The organism is Neptuniibacter sp. QD48_55, from assembly GCF_047778115.1.
Classification (GTDB): domain Bacteria; phylum Pseudomonadota; class Gammaproteobacteria; order Pseudomonadales; family Balneatricaceae; genus Neptuniibacter.
This window is the reverse complement of record NZ_CP180555.1, coordinates 32,604-49,402: the sequence shown is the minus strand read 5'-3', so window position 1 is coordinate 49,402 and position 16,799 is coordinate 32,604. Positions and strand designations below refer to the sequence as shown.

16 protein-coding genes are annotated in these 16,799 nt (G+C 46.0%); 8 read left to right on the top strand and 8 right to left on the bottom strand.

Annotated elements, in window-relative coordinates; all coding sequences use genetic code 11:
• The first annotated feature begins 11 nt into the window (after window positions 1–11).
• Together ACMXYW_RS00235 and ACMXYW_RS00230 are read left to right on the top strand one after the other, a co-directional pair.
• A complete protein-coding gene (locus ACMXYW_RS00235; RefSeq protein ID WP_415904806.1) occupies window positions 12–2,123 on the top strand; it encodes a putative bifunctional diguanylate cyclase/phosphodiesterase in 2,112 nt (703 codons plus the stop codon).
• Window positions 2,124–2,254: 131 nt separating this feature from the next.
• On the top strand, window positions 2,255–2,683 hold the full coding sequence (locus ACMXYW_RS00230) for a response regulator (RefSeq protein WP_415904805.1): 429 nt from the start codon (window positions 2,255–2,257) through the stop codon (window positions 2,681–2,683).
• Here ACMXYW_RS00230 and ACMXYW_RS00225 read toward each other — a convergent pair.
• Window positions 2,680–3,564, bottom strand: a complete 885-nt coding sequence (locus ACMXYW_RS00225; RefSeq protein WP_415904804.1) for a zinc ABC transporter substrate-binding protein — start codon at window positions 3,562–3,564, stop codon at window positions 2,680–2,682. The two genes, ACMXYW_RS00230 and ACMXYW_RS00225, sit on opposite strands and share 4 nt — an antisense overlap.
• Window positions 3,565–3,630: 66 nt before the next feature.
• On the opposite strand from ACMXYW_RS00225, the gene ACMXYW_RS00220 reads away from it, so the two are divergent.
• Genes ACMXYW_RS00220 through znuB form a run of 3 tightly spaced genes read left to right on the top strand, consistent with a single transcriptional unit; the run spans window position 3,631 to window position 5,686 of the window.
• Window positions 3,631–4,119 (top strand): Fur family transcriptional regulator, encoded by a 489-nt coding sequence (locus ACMXYW_RS00220; protein WP_415904803.1) that lies wholly within the window; start codon window positions 3,631–3,633, stop codon window positions 4,117–4,119.
• Window positions 4,089–4,898, top strand: a complete 810-nt coding sequence (znuC, locus tag ACMXYW_RS00215) for a zinc ABC transporter ATP-binding protein ZnuC (protein WP_415904802.1) — start codon at window positions 4,089–4,091, stop codon at window positions 4,896–4,898. Before ACMXYW_RS00220 ends, znuC begins: the two co-directional genes overlap by 31 nt.
• Entirely contained in the window at window positions 4,898–5,686 is a 789-nt protein-coding gene (gene znuB, locus ACMXYW_RS00210) for a zinc ABC transporter permease subunit ZnuB (RefSeq protein WP_415904801.1), read from the top strand. The genes znuC and znuB overlap by 1 nt, the downstream gene beginning before the upstream one ends.
• 14 nt (window positions 5,687–5,700) lie before the next feature.
• Here the strand turns inward: znuB and ACMXYW_RS00205 are convergent, their stop codons facing one another.
• From ACMXYW_RS00205 to prlC, 3 genes are all read right to left on the bottom strand, one after another.
• Window positions 5,701–6,561 (bottom strand): DMT family transporter, encoded by an 861-nt coding sequence (locus tag ACMXYW_RS00205; RefSeq protein ID WP_415904800.1) that lies wholly within the window; start codon window positions 6,559–6,561, stop codon window positions 5,701–5,703.
• 167 nt (window positions 6,562–6,728) lie between these two features.
• Entirely contained in the window at window positions 6,729–6,998 is a 270-nt protein-coding gene (locus ACMXYW_RS00200) for a YheV family putative zinc ribbon protein (RefSeq protein ID WP_415904799.1), read from the bottom strand.
• Between the two features lie 5 nt (window positions 6,999–7,003).
• Window positions 7,004–9,040, bottom strand: coding sequence for an oligopeptidase A (prlC, locus tag ACMXYW_RS00195; RefSeq protein ID WP_415904798.1), 2,037 nt, complete (start codon window positions 9,038–9,040; stop codon window positions 7,004–7,006).
• Between the two features lie 118 nt (window positions 9,041–9,158).
• On the opposite strand from prlC, the gene ACMXYW_RS00190 reads away from it, so the two are divergent.
• The 3 genes from ACMXYW_RS00190 (at window position 9,159) to ACMXYW_RS00180 (ending at window position 11,677) form a co-directional block, all read left to right on the top strand.
• Window positions 9,159–9,701: a gamma carbonic anhydrase family protein gene (locus ACMXYW_RS00190; RefSeq protein ID WP_415904797.1), complete on the top strand. Its 543-nt coding sequence runs from the start codon at window positions 9,159–9,161 to the stop codon at window positions 9,699–9,701.
• Window positions 9,679–10,311, top strand: coding sequence for a hypothetical protein (locus tag ACMXYW_RS00185; protein WP_415904796.1), 633 nt, complete (start codon window positions 9,679–9,681; stop codon window positions 10,309–10,311). The genes ACMXYW_RS00190 and ACMXYW_RS00185 overlap by 23 nt, the downstream gene beginning before the upstream one ends.
• Before the next feature lie 259 nt (window positions 10,312–10,570).
• Window positions 10,571–11,677 carry an LbtU family siderophore porin gene (locus tag ACMXYW_RS00180; protein WP_415904795.1) on the top strand — a complete coding sequence of 369 codons (1,107 nt, stop codon included), beginning with the start codon at window positions 10,571–10,573 and terminating at the stop codon, window positions 11,675–11,677.
• A gap of 189 nt (window positions 11,678–11,866) precedes the next feature.
• Here the strand turns inward: ACMXYW_RS00180 and ACMXYW_RS00175 are convergent, their stop codons facing one another.
• The 4 genes from ACMXYW_RS00175 to ACMXYW_RS00160 all read right to left on the bottom strand — a co-directional run bounded on the left by ACMXYW_RS00175 (window position 11,867) and on the right by ACMXYW_RS00160 (window position 16,731).
• Complete coding sequence (locus ACMXYW_RS00175) at window positions 11,867–14,257, bottom strand: Lon protease family protein (protein ID WP_415904794.1); 2,391 nt, start codon at window positions 14,255–14,257, stop codon at window positions 11,867–11,869.
• Window positions 14,258–14,382: 125 nt separating this feature from the next.
• Window positions 14,383–15,210 carry a shikimate dehydrogenase gene (gene aroE / locus ACMXYW_RS00170; RefSeq protein WP_415904793.1) on the bottom strand — a complete coding sequence of 276 codons (828 nt, stop codon included), beginning with the start codon at window positions 15,208–15,210 and terminating at the stop codon, window positions 14,383–14,385.
• 9 nt (window positions 15,211–15,219) lie between these two features.
• Window positions 15,220–16,134 carry an oxygen-dependent coproporphyrinogen oxidase gene (hemF, locus tag ACMXYW_RS00165; RefSeq protein WP_415904792.1) on the bottom strand — a complete coding sequence of 305 codons (915 nt, stop codon included), beginning with the start codon at window positions 16,132–16,134 and terminating at the stop codon, window positions 15,220–15,222.
• A 21-nt stretch (window positions 16,135–16,155) separates the two neighbouring features.
• Window positions 16,156–16,731: an L-threonylcarbamoyladenylate synthase gene (locus tag ACMXYW_RS00160; RefSeq protein WP_415904791.1), complete on the bottom strand. Its 576-nt coding sequence runs from the start codon at window positions 16,729–16,731 to the stop codon at window positions 16,156–16,158.
• Between the last annotated feature and the right edge of the window lie 68 nt (window positions 16,732–16,799).

Below are 16,799 nucleotides of genomic sequence, written 5' to 3'. Positions count from 1 at the left end.
ATGCTCTAACTATGACCATAAGAATTCGGCTGATTATCTTAACCCTCCTTACCGTCCTACTCTGCTTGAGTATGTTGCTTGGTTTAGGCTGGATGGATGCATACAGAGCAGATCTGTTTAAGCGGGTAGATGCCATTTCGCGCATCCAAGTTGAAACAAATGCCCTTCGCAGCCAATTCCGACTACATGAGCGTTACAAAGATCTAGAATCTATTGAACGTGGGTTTCGTATTCAAAAACAACTTCAAACCTATTTAGATGAGTTAAAGCCTTTTGGACCTGATGAACAAACCTATATTCAAAGCTTACGCCATCAAAACGAGAGTATTAGTTCGCTATACAAGCGAATGACTCATGTTCATAGCGCTCCGCAACTATCGATCAACCAATTAAACAGCCATAACTACCTATTAGATCGCTTAGACACTACGTTACTGAGTATGAGTGAAGAGAGCTTTCGTTTAGAGCATCGCGCTTTAGCTAACTCACAACAGTACATACAACAAAAAGCGGCAATTATTCAGTCCATGCTACTCAGCTTAGCCATATTGATTGCAATTTCGACGTTCCTCACCCTACGTCTTTTCCGTCGTCGCTTAGAGCAAATCGAAACGGGTATTCAAGAACTCGCTCAAGGCAATACAAGTTGCCGGATTGAAGCTGAGCTAAGCGATGAAATCGGAAATTTAGCGGCTCACTTTAACGAGATGACCGAACAGCTTGAACACAGCACCGTTTCTATCGACCAATTGCAGACTGAGGTATCTAAGCGCACATCAGAATTAGAAAAACAAAAGCACACCTTAAAACGTTTAGCGGAGCAGGATAGTCTTACCGGCCTTTCTAACCGTTCGTTATTTATGCGTAACTTAGACCTCACCATACAACGTTGTCGGGACCATCAAACCTTAGCCGCTATTTTTTTTATCGATCTGGATAAGTTCAAACAGATAAACGACTCCTTAGGCCACAGTACCGGGGACGCGGTTTTAGTTGAAATGGCTAATCGCTTTATTAAATCCCTACGTCGCTCCGATCTGTTAGCTCGTATTGGCGGGGATGAATTTACCGTCATTATTGACCAGCTTTATCAACAGGATGATGCGGCAGAGCTGGCCCGTAAATTAATCGCCAGTTTGGAAGCTCCTTATGAATATGATGGCCACACCTTATATCTAAACGCCAGTATTGGTATCAGCATCTATCCTAACGATGGTACTGAAGCTATTGAGTTGATGAAAAATGCCGATACTGCCATGTATCAAGCAAAAAAGGCTGGGGGAAACTGCTTCAATTTTTACAATAAAGGCATGAACCAGCATGCACTGACTTGGTTGGAGCTCGAAGGCGATCTTCGAGAGGCGTTAAAACATAAACAGTTATCCGTCTACTACCAACCTCAATTTGATATCACCTCTAATAAATTGGTAGGTGTAGAAGCTTTAGCACGATGGCATCACCCGCAAAAAGGGTTAATCACACCAGATAAGTTTATTCCGTTAGCTGAAGAGAAAGGGCTAATTCAACAGTTAGGAACTCAGGTGCTCGAGCAAGCTTGCCAACAGGTAAAATCTTGGTTGGATCAAGGCGCTGCAGATCTACTGCTAGCCGTTAATATTTCTGCAAAACAATTAGAACACCAGCAACTGCCGCAACAGGTACAAAGTGTCCTCAACAAAACAGATTTCCCACCTCGGCTACTCGAGTTAGAAATCACCGAAAGTTGCATCCTAAATGATCCAGAAGAGGCAATTCGCCAGCTAAATCAACTGAAACACCATGGCTTACGCTTAGCATTGGACGATTTCGGAACCGGGTATTCATCACTCTCCTATCTGAAACGTCTACCGCTAACTAAGTTAAAAATTGATAAGTCATTTGTTGATGGCTTAGATGAAGAGTCTGATGATTATGCTATCTGCCAGGCAATTATTGCCCTCGGCAATAGCCTGAAATTGACGGTTATAGCCGAAGGCGTTGAACAGCAAGATCAAACTGAGATATTAAGAGCAGAAGGCTGCAATCAGGTACAAGGTTATCTATTTGGCAAACCAATGACCGCAAACGAATTCGCAAAACGCTATTTAGGCTTAAACCAGAAATACATGATGGAAGAACATTAGGCTAAATTGATTCACATTAAACAGAATCAAAAAAATCACTTTTAAATATTATTGACGGTTGGGCCTAACCTAAAAGCCAAGTATTATCAGTAAGATATATACCTCTAGGCTTTAGAGTAGACTTGTAAAATATGACTAGTAAAAAGCGCCAAATCACCGTTGCGCCAGAAAAAGCCGTAGTTTTAATCGTAGATGACATGCAATCCATGCGCATGATTACCCGGACGACTCTCAAAGAGATGGGGTTTCGTAAGTTTGTCGAAAGCCCGAATGGCCAAGAAGCGCTAAAACGTTTAAAGCTGATGAATATCGATCTGGTAATATGTGACTGGGATATGCCGGAAATGAACGGTATGGAGTTACTACGCCAAATCCGCGCAGATCAGCGCTTAGAAAAGGTCCCTTTTGTGATGCTGACCGCCCATGCCGAAACCAATCTAATCCATGAAAGCATTACAGTCGGGGTTGATAGTTATGTAGTCAAACCCTATCAACCCTCGACACTGTGCGCGCGTATTAACGATCTACTAGAGCAACCAGTAAATATTTCCTACGCTTAACGCAAACAGGTTTCCATATTGTTCGCCAGCTGCTTCAGGAAGCCTGTATATCCCTGTTCAGAAGTAATATCGATCGCTAATGGGTCTAGTTTGCCCAGTTTCACTGGTTGTTTAGCCACAATACGCTGGATAACCTTCGCTTCAAACTGCGGTTCAGTAAAGATACAACCGACTTGATCATCCTTTAGCAAGGTTTGAATCGCTTGTAACTTTTTCGCACCCGGTGCACGTGCTGGATCGACCGTAAAGTAGCCTCGCTGATTCATATCGTAATGCTCAACAAAAGGCGCAAAGGCATCGTGAAACACGATAAAACCTTGCTCTCTCACCGCTGCAAGTTGTGTTTGAATCGCACGATCCGTAACTAAGATATCTGCCGCAAACTGCTGATAATTTTTGTCTAATTGATCAGCCTGTTCTGGGTGAAGCTTCACTAAGGTTTTTTTGATCTCTGCTGCCGCTTTCAGCATTTTTACAGGATCCATCCATACGTGAGGATCGACAGCATGATTATGATGATCATGTTTATCCTGATCGTGGTGGTCATGATGATCGTGATGCCCATCACCTGAACCTTCCAAAAGTTGTACGGTTGGCACTTTGGAGCGCTCTAGTGCTTTACTTAAAAACTGCTCCATATCGGGGCCAATCCAAACCGCTAGATCAGCAGTGTTTAGCTTGCGTAAATCAGATGGCTTTAACGAGTAATGGTGCGGTGAGCTGCCCGCAGGGATCAAGGAATCAACCTCCCCTAATTCACCTACCACACCTTCAACAACTAGCTGCAATGGCTTAACACTCGCTACCACCTGAATGGGTTGATTAGCAGTCGCTGTACTCGCAGCAAAAAGTGCTAAGAAAAGTAAGGTAATATTTTTCATCTTTCGCAATACATCTCTGAAGATTAAGGGTTACAATATAACACAAACTTATAGGGTAAGAATGCTATGGCACATACTGATCTAGCCTTTCATCCTGAACATGATCACCATGGATGTATTGAGCAAGCACTGGAAGATGCGCGCTCGCTTTGCAATGAGCGTAACCTGCGTTTTACGCCTATTCGCGAGCTGGTTTTAAAGACTATCTGGCAGAGCCATAAACCGCTTGGTGCCTACGAGCTTCTACCCGAACTAGCCGCTGCTGGCTTTAATTCAGCGCCCCCTACAGTTTATCGAGCGCTAGAGTTCTTACAGGAACAAGGCTTAGTCCACCGTATCGCTTTACTGAACGCTTATATTGGCTGCCCTCACCCAAGTGATCATCACGAAGGCTCCTTTTTGATCTGTCGTGTATGCAATAACGCGGTAGAAATTGATACACGAAAGGTGAGCCAAGACATCCAGAAACAAGCGGACACCTTAGGTTTTAAACCCGAGAAACAATCCATCGAAGTACTGGGTGTATGCCCAAGTTGCCAGCAGAGTGCAGCCTAGTGAGCCCCTCACCACATACACACGAGCCACTGATCAAACTCGAAAACATCAACCTTTCCTTTGGTCAAAAGCATGTCTTACAAGACATTAACGCCGAGCTTCATCGTGGTTGTATCACTACTCTGATCGGCCCAAATGGTGCAGGTAAAACAACCTTGGTTCGTGTAGTACTCGGCCTACTCAAAGCTGATAGCGGCAGTTTGTGGCAGGAAGATGGTCTTCGCATCGGTTACATGCCGCAGAAGTTACAGATCGATAATACGTTCCCTCTGACAGTTGATCGTTTCCTTAGAACAACTCAGTGTAAAGACCCAGCAAAAATACTCGCCACTCTGGCCGATGTTGGCGCTGAGAAGTTACTTAAGCAAGCAGTACACAATCTGTCAGGCGGTGAGATGCAGCGTGTATTACTTGCCCGCGCCCTACTCCGTGATCCTCATCTGCTAGTGTTAGATGAACCGGTGCAAGGTGTCGATATCAACGGTCAGTTAGAACTGTATAACTTGATTGCGCGCATCCGTGATGAGCGTGGTTGTGGCGTACTAATGGTCAGTCACGATCTTCATCTCGTGATGGCAGCAACAGATCATGTGGTTTGCATTAATCACCATATTTGCTGCTCTGGTCACCCTGAGCACGTCACCAATGATCCATCATTTACCGAGCTATTTGGTATTCAAGGCAGCGAGCAGTTAGCCGTTTATAGCCACCACCATAACCATCGCCACGATGATCATGGCGATATTATCTCTGATCATGATTGTAAGGGCGGTTGTTAATGCCTGATTTTCTTTTCTATGCCCTGCTAGGCGGTATTGGTGTTGCGGTTATTGCCGGTCCACTAGGTTCGTTTGTAGTCTGGCGTCGCATGGCATATTTTGGTGACACCCTCGCACACTCCGCTCTACTTGGAGTTTCTTTCGGCTTTATGCTGCAAGTAAACCTCAACCTAGCCGTGATCTTCTGCTGTGTCGCCCTCGCCCTTATTTTGGTCGCGATGCAAAGACAACGGATGGTAGCTACAGATACTCTATTGGGCATCATGGCTCATAGTTCGCTTTCTTTAGGCTTAGTTGCCGTTTCTCTACTAGATATTCGGGTAGATCTGATGTCCTATCTGTTTGGTGATCTACTCGCTGTCGGCGTCGAAGATCTCTATTGGATCTACGGAGGTGGCCTCCTCGCGCTGGTACTGTTAAAGCTCCTCTGGCAACCTCTGTTAGCAATCACCATCAATGAAGAACTGGCTCATGTCGAAGGGGTGAATGTTGCCTGGACACGATTAGCTTTGATGCTTTTAATCGCTGTCATTATCGCGGTAGCAATGAAGATTGTAGGCCTACTGCTAATAACCTCATTGCTGATTATCCCTGCAGCCGCAGCAAGGCGCTTAGCCCAAAGTCCCGAGCAGATGGCAATTGGAGCCGCTGTCGTCGGTAGTTTGTCAGTGGGTGGAGGCTTAGGACTATCATGGCATTTCGACACCCCTGCCGGTCCATCAGTTGTGGTGGTATCCCTACTTATCTTTGTTCTACTCTACGCGCTTCCTTTGCGCCGAGCTGTATAAACTGGCAATGTTAATCAACGCTTCCATAAGGCGTTGATTAACGCTCCTGCCAGAATCAAACAGCCGCCAATAATCGTCCACAAAGTCGGGATCTCTTCAAAAAATATAACACCCAAAATCGCAGAAAAGATCACCTGAACATAAGCATAAGCACTCGCTTTGCCCGCCTCTTCTGCTGCCATCGCTTTAGTTAATCCAATCTGCCCAACTTGAGTAAATATCCCCACTAACAGCAAAAGTAACAGCGCTTCCATTCCAGGCATGACAAAGTCACCACCCAACAGCAGTAACGAGGTTGGTAACGCCACCAGCGGGAAATAAAAGATAATGACGGAGCTATCTTCCGTTTGACTCAGTTTACGCACGATCACATAAGCGATGGCACTCCCTAAAGCCCCCGCTAACGCAGCGAACAGGCTTAACATTGGCAAACCAATTAATCCCGCTTCACCCGGTCGCATCATCACAATAACCCCGACAAAACTGAGCAACATACACAACATCGTCGCTAGCTTGATCCGCTCTCCCAAAAACAACAAAGCTAAGACAGCTGTAAATGCTGGATAGGTGTACTGCAATACCGTTGCGTCAGCTAATGAGAGGGTCGTGACAGAGTAATAAACGCAAACTAGAGCCAAAGCACCCACAACACCCCTCGCCAGCAGGAGCGGCTTATCCTGCCCCCAGATAGAGATGCGTTTACGTTTAACATCTAGGTAACTTAAACCTAAGGACACCAGAGCCCTAGCAGCCACTATTTCCAAAACCGGAATGCCATAACCCGACACCGCTTTAACGCAGGCAGCCATCAAGGCAAAACCAAGCGCGGATAGCAGCATATAGCGAATAGCGATGGGCACGGCAGTTATAAACATGGCTTTAGACTTTGAAACGTAGCTTGAGAAAGCGGGATCATACCAGATAAGCCTCAGTAAACGAGGTGATCATCGATCAGGAAATTGGTTTACCGGTAAACGGTGACTAAATAGGTATTATCTAAAGAGTTACAAAAAAATAGGGGCTTTTAAGCCCCTATTTTATATTAGTGATCTTTCCGTTTTGCACCGGGGTTTACCGTAAACATCAGGGGCTGCGCGCCTTCCTCAATTTCAGGCTTATTTTCACGATTGACGCGTGTTTCCAGTTCTTCTACAGCGGTATCTGGCTCTCCATCTAAACGCATGGAATCTTCGTAATCACAACGCACGCACTCTTTGTACTCACGCTCTTCATCACGGTAAGTGCGAATACAATCCATCTCACCGCATCGTGGGCAAACAGCACCCGCTATAAATCGTTTAATAACTGTCATTTTAATTACTCGGTAATTCCACTGTGGCGAAGTAGTGCATCAACTTGCGGTTCACGACCGCGGAACTCAACAAACAGCTCCATAGGTTCGCGAGAACCGCCCATTTCTAGAATGTTCTTACGGAAATCTGCACCAGTATCCGTATTAAAGATGCCATCTTCTTCAAAACGGGAGAATGCATCTGCCGATAGAACCTCTGCCCATTTATAACTGTAGTAACCCGCAGAATAACCGCCTGCAAAAATATGGCTAAAGCTATGCTGGAAGCGATTAAACGCAGGCGGAGTAATCACGGCTACCTGACTACGTACTTTATTCAAAACCTCTTGAACAACCGTTTCTCCAGGCTGGTAATCACGGTGTAAAAGGAAATCGAACAGAGAGAACTCCAACTGGCGTACCATCATCATGCCGGACTGGAAGTTACGTGCCGCCAGCATCTTGTCCAAAAGTTCTTGTGGTAGCGTTTCACCTGTCTGATAGTGACCAGAGATCAATGCCAGTGCTTCTGGCTCATAGCACCAATTCTCTAGGAACTGACTTGGTAGCTCAACCGCATCCCAAGCCACACCATTAATACCACTTACGTCAGCCGTTTCGATTTGGGTCAGCATGTGATGCAAACCGTGACCAAATTCATGGAATAGGGTGGTCACTTCATTGTGATTCAGAAGGGCAGGATCATCACCTACTGGAGAGCTGAAGTTACATACCAAATAAGCCACTGGTAGCTGCAGAGAACCATCATCTAGACGACGACGCACACGGCAATCATCCATCCAAGCGCCGCCACGTTTCTTTTCACGGGCATACAGATCCATAAAGAAGCGAGCGATCACTTCACCATTGCGGCTAATTTCAAATAAACGCGCATCATCATGCCAACGGTCGAACTCGTCGACTTCACGCATTTCGATATCAAATAGTTTACCGGTAACCGCAAACAGACCTTCCAATACCTTGGGAAGAGGGAAGTAAGGGCGGATCTGCTCTTCAGAAATAGAGTATTTCGCCTGCTTCAATTTCTCGCCGTAGTAAGCTAGATCCCATGCTTGCAGATCTTCTGCGCCAAATTCAGCTTTCGCAAACTCACAAAGCTGCTCAAAATCTTGTTTAGCAACAGGTAGGCTTTTCTCAGCAAGATCATTCAAGAACTGCACAACCTGGTCAGTGTTTTCAGCCATTTTTGTCGCTAACGAGTATTCAGCGTAGTTACCAAAACCAAGCAACTGCGCGAGCTCTAAACGTAGTTCTAAAAGTTGAGAGATAACGTCTGTATTATCCCATTTACCTTCACCCGGGCCTTGATCAGAAGCACGGGTAGAGAAGGCGGTATAGATCTCTTTACGTAGTTCACGATCATCCGCATAAGTGATCGTCGCTAGGTAAGAAGGGAAGTCCAACGTTACCAACCAACCCTCTTGCTCTTTCGCTGCAGCCATCTGTTTTGCCGCGGCTAACGCCATAGGCGGCAGGCCCGCAAGATCAGATTCTGAGGTCAGTAGTTTGCTCCAGTCATCGCTGGCATCCATGACGTTTTCAGAGAACTTAGTTGTCAGCTCAGACAGTTTCTGTTGCAGTTCAGCGTAACGCTGCTGCTCTTCTGGGTTCAGAGCGATACCGGACAGACGGAAGTCACGTAGAGTATTGTTGACGACTTTCTGCTGCGCTTCACTTAACTGGGCAAATTGCTCACTTTCAGCAAGCTGATTAAAGGCTTGGTACAGACCTTGATGCTGACCCATCTCTGTCCAGTATTGGGACAGTTTAGGCAAGCACGCATTGTAAGCATCACGCAGCTCATCGCTATTCACAACCGAGTTCATGTGCGAAACAGGGGACCATGCTTTAGCCAGGCGGTCATTCATCTCTTCGAGGGGGGCAACTAGAGAATCCCAGCTAGGTACGGACAGCTCCTGCAGAATGCGTTCTACCGTCTCTCTGCTGTCTGCCAGCAATTGATCGATTGCGGCTTCGATTTGATCAGGTTTAATCTGACTAAATGCTGGTAACAACTGTGGTTCAAGCATTGGGTTACTCATATAAAGCTAGCTCCATCGGCGAGATATCGTTCCTATTACATGGGACTAAATCTTAATTTTTCAATTCCCCTAAGCTATTTCATAATAGATACTTCCCAATTTCTAGCGAGCAATAATTATGAATGTACGTACTTATCAAGGCTTCACTCCCAAACTAGGAGAGCGAGTTTTTGTTGATCCTAGCGCGGTTGTGCTTGGAGATGTCGAGATTGGTGACGATTGCTCGATCTGGCCACTCACCGTAATCCGTGGCGATATGCACCGCATTCGTATTGGCGCACGTACCAGTGTGCAAGACGGTTCAGTTTTACACATTACCCATGCTGGCCCCTATAACCCAGACGGTTTCCCATTGATCATCGGTGATGACGTCACCATTGGCCACCAAGCGATGCTTCATGGCTGCACCATTGGAAGCCGAGTTTTAGTAGGCATGGGTGCGATGGTGATGGATGGCGCTATTGTTGAAGACGAAGTCATTATCGGCGCTGGTTCTCTAGTCCCACCGGGTAAGAAGCTAGAAAGCGGTTACCTTTACGTTGGCCGTCCAGCCAAGCAACAACGAGCCCTCACGGAAAAAGAGCGCTCCTTCTTCAGCTATACTGCTGGAAACTATGTAAAGCTTAAGGACAAGCACCTTGAAGAAGATTACGCAGGCTAATAACCTGATCCTAGCCACACTGCTTGTCAGCGGTTGTGGCTACAACATCCAAAGTTCGCCAACCGCTTGGGTTAAAGCCTATGAGGTAGAAGTCTCCAATACGGAGGAGGGGAAACGCTATTCCCTATGTAAAAGCTTTGGTTGTGATCGAAGATCTTCAATTCAATTTGAAGCTGACGAGCTAGATCAAGTTCGTCAGCATTTCTCACCACCAGCAACCACCGCTGAAAAAGAGCGTTTAAAAATCGCTACAGGCATCGGTCTATTTGAAAAAATAACAGGTCCGAAGCTACGGACTTTCGGTGATCAAGCAGCCAATAACACCTCCTTTATTAGTGGCTCAAACCAATTAGATTGTGTCGCAGAAAGCCTAAATACCACGCGTTATCTTTTAATCTTACAACAGATGAACCTGTTACATTTCCACCGACCAGGCGGAAATGTTCACCGCGGCCCCTTCACATTAAATGCCCCCCATAACAGTGCTACCATCGTTCAGCTAGATAACCAGCAAGCCTTTGCTGTGGACTCTTGGTTTGGCGCTAACGCTGAACCCGCTTGGATTACGCCTGTGGATAACTGGTTAACCGGCGCTGATCCTGAAGACTAGCTGCTGGTTATAATTCAAACATTAGTTGATAATAATTCTCAACAGCATTAGTATCGCCCACCAAATACCTTATTTGATTCACTCTTTTAGCCTTATTTTCAGCAGGTTAAACGCCTGTGGATATCTATTTGGCTCAGAAAGTAAGCTGCCAATTTCTGAACCAACTAAGAACATTTAAAAACTACGACGCCTCATTTGCTGACATGAGTGAACGTGTGTAGCAAACAAGACTGTTAACAACTTAATAGAAGGGAACAACATGAAAAAGACAACTATTGCGACACTGGTTGCTGCAGCTATGACATCAGCAACACCTGCGTTTGCTACCGATGTTGCTAAAGAGTTAGCAGCAATGAAAGCGCGCATTGCACAACTTGAAGCACAACTAGCTGCCCAGCAAGAAACAACGCAAAAGCTAGAGCAAAAAACTGAAGCTCAAGCTGCTACTCCAGAAAACAGCGGCTTTGCTGAGAACGTTAGCGTAGGCGGCGAAGTAACCTTACTAGCACAGCAAGTTGAAACGGATGGCGAAAACAGCGTTGGTGATGTTTTAGTTGATACCTTCGAACTTGAAATCGCTGCTGATATTAACAAAAACGTTAAAGTGTCTACGTTAATCGAATACCTATCAGCAGATGAGAAACTAGACCTTGCTGAAGCTTACGTTGTAATCGGTTCTGAAGACAACCCTCTAAGCTTCACCCTGGGTAAAGCCGCTCACCCTCTACTCGTTGGTGATTCTGCAGCATTTACAGACCCAATTGCATTCGACATTTTCGATGCAAAAGAAGGTCTAGCGATGCTCAGCTACCAAAATGAGATGATTCAGCTAGATACCTACGTACTTAACAACTCTGCAGAAGGTAACGAAGGTTTAGATACCTTCGGTCTTAACTTAGGCACTACATTCAGTAATGGCGTTTCTCTAGGTGCAGGTTATGTAACTGACGTTGCGAACACAGCAGGTCCGTTTTCTGAGCTAGGCGGTCTAACTGAAAAAATCGATGCGTGGCGCGTAAATGCATTGGTTGAAGCGAATGACTTGGCTCTATTTGCAGAGTATATCCAGCTAGGTAAATCTAATTTAGCAGGCGAGCCAAGCTTCCTTCATTTAGGTGCTGGCTACGGTACACAGATCCTAGGCGCGGACGGAAAACTTTTCCTAGGTTACAGCGAATCTGACGAAGCTGAAGATATCGATAATGTAGCGGGTATCGACTACGAACTACCTGAAAAGCGTGTAGCGCTAGGTGTAACGCGCTCTCTAGGCGAAAATGCTGAAGTTACTGCGGAATATGTTCGCGAAGAAGCTTACAGCGACACGGATAGCGATATCCTGAATGTTGCGGTAACAACGACTTTCTAAGCAGGGCTTAGCAAGTTGTTAAAATGTGACTGACCAACGCTGAATCCCCCTTCAATCATCAGCGCTGGTCGTCACAATACTCTGTACAGACAGATATTCTGTAAACATTACTGTTAATGATATCTGTTATCACTTTGGCAGGGAACGCTCCTATGGAATTAAATCCTTTAGAAGGAGTTTTTCCGCACTTTATTTTTCCGACTTAGCATCTAGCTTTGCCGAAGAAATTTCCCGTAAACGCTTAACTACTTGAGCATTAATACTACGCTGCGTAAACGTACCATCAGCCTTACGCTTACCCGGCTTCTTGCCCATTAAAATCTCTAAGCAATCATCCACATGACCAACTGCATGGACAGAGAATAACCCCTCTTTAACGGCCTCGACAACCTCTTCTTTGAGCATCAGATTGCGCACATTGGCTTTAGGAATAATGACCCCTTGCTGACCAGTTAGGCCTCGGGTTTTGCAGAGATTAAAGAACCCCTCTATCTTCTCGTTTACACCACCAATGGCCTGTACCTCACCGTATTGGTTGATCGATCCAGTAGTCGCAAAACTCTGACTGATTGGAATATGCGTTAATGCTGACAATAGGGTGCAAACCTCGGCTAACGAAGCACTGTCACCATCAACATAACCGTACGATTGCTCCAAAGCGATGCTGGCAGAGATCGCCAAAGGGAAGTCTTGGGCATATTGATGACCTAAGAAGCCCGATAGGATCAAAACGCCTTTTGAGTGGATCGGCTGGCCTAAGGCAACCTCACGCTCAATATCCACGATACCGCGATTACCCGGATGAACCGTTGCCGTGATCCGTGCAGGTGTACCGAAAGCGACATCACCCACTTGCAGTACCGTTAGACCGTTGGTTTTACCAACGGCTTCACCTCGGGTATCGATCAAAACCGTTTGGTTAAGAATGCCTTCTTCGATCTTTTCAGACATCCGAGAAGTCCGGCGTTCTTTCGCATTCAGCGCCATCTCGACATGATCGGCATTGATCAGTTCATCTTCCTCTTTGACCCGCTTGAAATCAGCTTCACAAAGCAGATCAACCAACTCGCCAATATGAGCTGATAATAACTCCTGATCTTCGGCCTGACGCGAACTATGCTCGACCAAACGCGCCACTGCTCGACGGGTCAGCGGAGCTAAACCTTCTTCATCGGCTAACGTTTTCATCAAGCGTGCATAATGCCGGATAGACTGCGGTGTTCGCTTTACATCCTCATCAAAATCCACCACGACTCTGAACATCTTCTCAAAGTCATGATCAAGCTCTTGTAGGAGGTAGTAGATATTACGTGCACCGATCAGCACAATTTTCACTGAAAGCGGTACCGCCTGCGGCGTTAGGGTGATTGTGCTAATACCCGCGTATTCACTGGCGGGGCTTTCAATTCTGATTTCGTGGGATTTCAGCGCACGTTTAAGTGCACCATAAACAAAAGGCTGTTCCAGTAGCTTCTCAGCTTCTAGTACCAGATAACCACCATTCGCTCTGTGCAAAGCACCAGGGCGAATAAGTTTGTAGGTCGTAGAAAGAGCACCCATTTCAGATGTGTACTCTACACGTCCAAACAAATTCTCATAGCTAGGGTGCGCTTCGTAAACAACAGGAGCACCCTTAACCTTATCGTTATCCACAAGCAGATTAACGCCGTAATTGCTTTCTAGATAAGCACGACGGCTGGCATCAGTAAGCGGCTCGATCAGCTTTTCATCACCGACAATTTCAGCGCAGTTTTTAACTAACGACGTTTCCATCTCTGACAGATAGTCTGTCGCCGCAGCAATATTGGCGTACTTATCTTTCAGCGGTTGGAAAAGTGGGGCGATTGACTGTCGTGTGGTATCACGATCGAGGTTCTTCAGCTTTTCTGCTGCCTCGCGTCGCCACTGCGGTAGGCCTGTTAACGCTTCGTTTAGCTTATCTTCCAGATCAGATATCGCCTTGGTAAAACCATCACGAATCTCTTCAGGTAACTGCGAGAAAACCGCTTCGTCCATCGCTTGCCCTTCGGCAACCGGAGTAAAACCGATACTACCTGCATCGCGGTATACCGCAATGCTATGCTCACGCGCTTCGCGCTCAACACCTTCTATCGCCTGATCATAATAGCGGTTGAGTTCACGCTCGATCTTACTCTTCTTACGTTGATAAGAAGGGCTTTCAAAGGCCGCTGGCATCTCTGACAACACCGCTTCGATAATGTTTTTAATATCACGCTTAAACTGCTGAGCCTTGCCAGCAGGGAAGGGGATAGCTAAAGGATTACGATTATCTTTTAGGTTATTCAGATAAACCCAATCACCCGGCTTTTTCTCTTTTTTCGCCGCGGTTTTGAGGTTCTCCATCGCAAAGGAAAAACGTCCGGTATGAGGATTACCCATCACAAACAAGTTATAGCCTGGACGGCGCATGCCGATACCAAAATCCATCGCCTCAATGGCACGGGTTTGGCCAAAGAATCCGGTGAACGGTTCAAGCGTAGACGTGTTTTTGAAAGGTAGTAGTTCAGGATCGCAGCGAAAATAAAGCTGCTCAGTAGATAGTCGGGTTTCCGTTACCATAAGGTACTCCCGCAGCAGACTGAAAAGTTAACACTATGCAGTGTTCTTATTTCAGTTATACGCCGCGAGAGAGCCCCATGCAAGTCTGCTTTGATAAAATTCATAAAGCGACTGTTGTATTAAAATCAAACAGTTATTGCTGCACGGATATCAGAGATAACGGTTTTAGAGTCAGGGTCTAAGCCACGCCAGATTCTGAAAGATTCCGCAGCCTGCTCTACTAACATACCTAGGCCATCAATGGACTTTTCTGCCCCTTGTTCAGTCGCCCAAACACAAAAAGCGGTTGGTTCTGCGGCATACATCATGTCGTAGCACCAAGCACCTTGTGCCAGTACATTTTCCGGAAGAGGGGGGATCTCACCCTGTAAGCTAGCAGCAGTACCATTGATGACCAGATCAAAGCTGTGACCTGCAAGCTCATCATAACCACCGCCCGATACGTTACCAAGATCCGCAACCAACCCAGCAAGCTCTTCGGCTTTAGAAGCGGTACGGTTTGCGATAACTAACAGCTCAGGCTTTTGCTCTAATACTGGCTGTAAAACGCCACGAACAGCACCACCAGCACCGAGGATAAGCACCTTTTTGCCTTCGATCGTACCGCCATTGTTGCGTAGGATATCACGCACCATGCCAACACCATCGGTATTATCACCGCACAAGCGGCCTTGGTCATCGCGGTACAAGGTATTTACCGCACCCGCCAGTTCAGCACGCGGACTTCTAACTTCAGCTAATGCCCAAGCTTCCTGTTTAAACGGAATAGTGATATTCAAACCACGGCCATCACCCGATAAAAAGTCAGATACGTAACCTTCAAAGTTATCTTCAGGTACGCAGATCGCTTCATAAGTCAGATCCTGATCTGTACTCGATGCAAATGCAGCGTGGATTTGAGGCGATTTAGAGTGCTTAATCGGATTGCCGAATACCGCGTAACGATCAGTCATAATTCGCCCTTACACTTCCAGCCAGTTACGGGGCTTCAAATAACGCTCGTACAGCACCGCTTCTTCCGTGCCTTCATCAGGTTTCCAGTCGTAACCCCAACGTACTTCTGGTGGCAGAGACATCAAGATAGACTCAGTACGTCCACCAGATTGCAGGCCAAACAGGGTGCCACGGTCAAACACTAGATTGAACTCGACATAACGGCCACGGCGGTGCAATTGGAAGTCACGCTGACGCTCACCGTATTCACGGTCTTTGTTTTTCTCGATAATTGGCACATAAGCTTTAGTGTAAGCATTACCAATCGACTGCATCAGCCCGAAGCTCTTATCGAAACCAAGCTCATTAAGGTCATCGAAGAACAGACCACCTACACCACGAGGCTCATCACGATGCTTCAAGTAGAAGTATTCATCACACCACTCTTTGAAACGCGGGTAGATATCATCACCAAATGGATCACAAGCTTCTTTAGCTGTCTGGTGCCAGAACTTACAATCTTCGTCGTTACCGTAATAAGGCGTCAGGTCAAAACCACCACCAAACCACCATACGGGTTCTTCACCTTCTTTTTCTGCGATGAAGAAACGAACGTTGGCATGAGAAGTTGGGATATAAGGGTTATGTGGATGAATAACCAAAGACACACCCATCGCCTGGAAACTACGACCCGCTAATTCAGGTCGGTGCGCTGTTGCAGAACCTGGCAACTTATCGCCAAAGACATGAGAGAAGTTCACACCACCTTTTTCGATAATTGCTCCCTTATCTAGAACGCGAGTACGACCACCACCGCCTTCTTCTCGCTGCCACTCATCCTGATAAAATTTTCCTTCGCCATCAGCCTGCTCTAGGGCATCACAAATAGCATCTTGCAACCCCAAAAGGTACTCTTTTACAGCTTCAATATTAGGTGCGGACATAGTACTCACTCACATATTTATTTAAGCGCGAATTAATTGATCAGATTTTAGATCTCGAATTTGAGTAGGCTGATCTAAACCGCCTAACTCACCTGGCAAAACATAAGCAAGCTTTTCACCGAAGTAAGTCTTCACTCTCAATATATCTCTTGCAGGCTCATGCGCTGCAGGATTTGCCGAAGTCGAAACAAGAAAAGATCCGTAGGCCTCAGTCAATTCTTTAACTTGTGAGTGATTACTCACTCTAACAGCTACAGCGCTATGATTACCTTTAATCCAAGAAGGAATTCTGTTCTTTTTATCTGGCAAAATCCACGTATATGGACCCGGCCAGTTAGCAGTTACTTTGACATACTCATCATCAGTCAGATCTTCGAGCAAAAAATCGATCTGAGAGAGATTTCCAGCGATTAAAACCAGACCTTTATGCATAGGTCGACGCTTAATTTCTAGAAGTTCTAAGACGGCCTGTTCATCAAACGGGTCACATCCTAAACCCCAAACCGCTTCAGTAGGATAAGCGATCACACCGCCTTGGCGAATCGCTCGAACAGATTGCTGAATATGCCACCAATCAGGTTTTAAATTACTACTCACCATTTACTCCTCAATGCCATATAACAAATCAACAGTGCATCACTATTTTTTACTAGAGGTATCAATAA

Excerpts from the sequence above, each read along its gene's own strand:
- ACMXYW_RS00235 (WP_415904806.1), top strand. The coding sequence starts at position 12 with ATGACCATAAGAATTCGGCTGATTATCTTAACCCTCCTTACCGTCCTA.
- ACMXYW_RS00230 (WP_415904805.1), top strand. The coding sequence starts at position 2,255 with ATGACTAGTAAAAAGCGCCAAATCACCGTTGCGCCAGAAAAAGCCGTA.
- ACMXYW_RS00225 (WP_415904804.1), bottom strand. The coding sequence starts at position 3,564 with ATGAAAAATATTACCTTACTTTTCTTAGCACTTTTTGCTGCGAGTACA.
- ACMXYW_RS00220 (WP_415904803.1), top strand. The coding sequence starts at position 3,631 with ATGGCACATACTGATCTAGCCTTTCATCCTGAACATGATCACCATGGA.
- znuC (WP_415904802.1), top strand. The coding sequence starts at position 4,089 with ATGCCCAAGTTGCCAGCAGAGTGCAGCCTAGTGAGCCCCTCACCACAT.
- znuB (WP_415904801.1), top strand. The coding sequence starts at position 4,898 with ATGCCTGATTTTCTTTTCTATGCCCTGCTAGGCGGTATTGGTGTTGCG.
- ACMXYW_RS00205 (WP_415904800.1), bottom strand. The coding sequence starts at position 6,561 with ATGTTTATAACTGCCGTGCCCATCGCTATTCGCTATATGCTGCTATCC.
- ACMXYW_RS00200 (WP_415904799.1), bottom strand. The coding sequence starts at position 6,998 with ATGACAGTTATTAAACGATTTATAGCGGGTGCTGTTTGCCCACGATGC.
- prlC (WP_415904798.1), bottom strand. The coding sequence starts at position 9,040 with ATGAGTAACCCAATGCTTGAACCACAGTTGTTACCAGCATTTAGTCAG.
- ACMXYW_RS00190 (WP_415904797.1), top strand. The coding sequence starts at position 9,159 with ATGAATGTACGTACTTATCAAGGCTTCACTCCCAAACTAGGAGAGCGA.
- ACMXYW_RS00180 (WP_415904795.1), top strand. The coding sequence starts at position 10,571 with ATGAAAAAGACAACTATTGCGACACTGGTTGCTGCAGCTATGACATCA.
- ACMXYW_RS00175 (WP_415904794.1), bottom strand. The coding sequence starts at position 14,257 with ATGGTAACGGAAACCCGACTATCTACTGAGCAGCTTTATTTTCGCTGC.
- aroE (WP_415904793.1), bottom strand. The coding sequence starts at position 15,210 with ATGACTGATCGTTACGCGGTATTCGGCAATCCGATTAAGCACTCTAAA.
- hemF (WP_415904792.1), bottom strand. The coding sequence starts at position 16,134 with ATGTCCGCACCTAATATTGAAGCTGTAAAAGAGTACCTTTTGGGGTTG.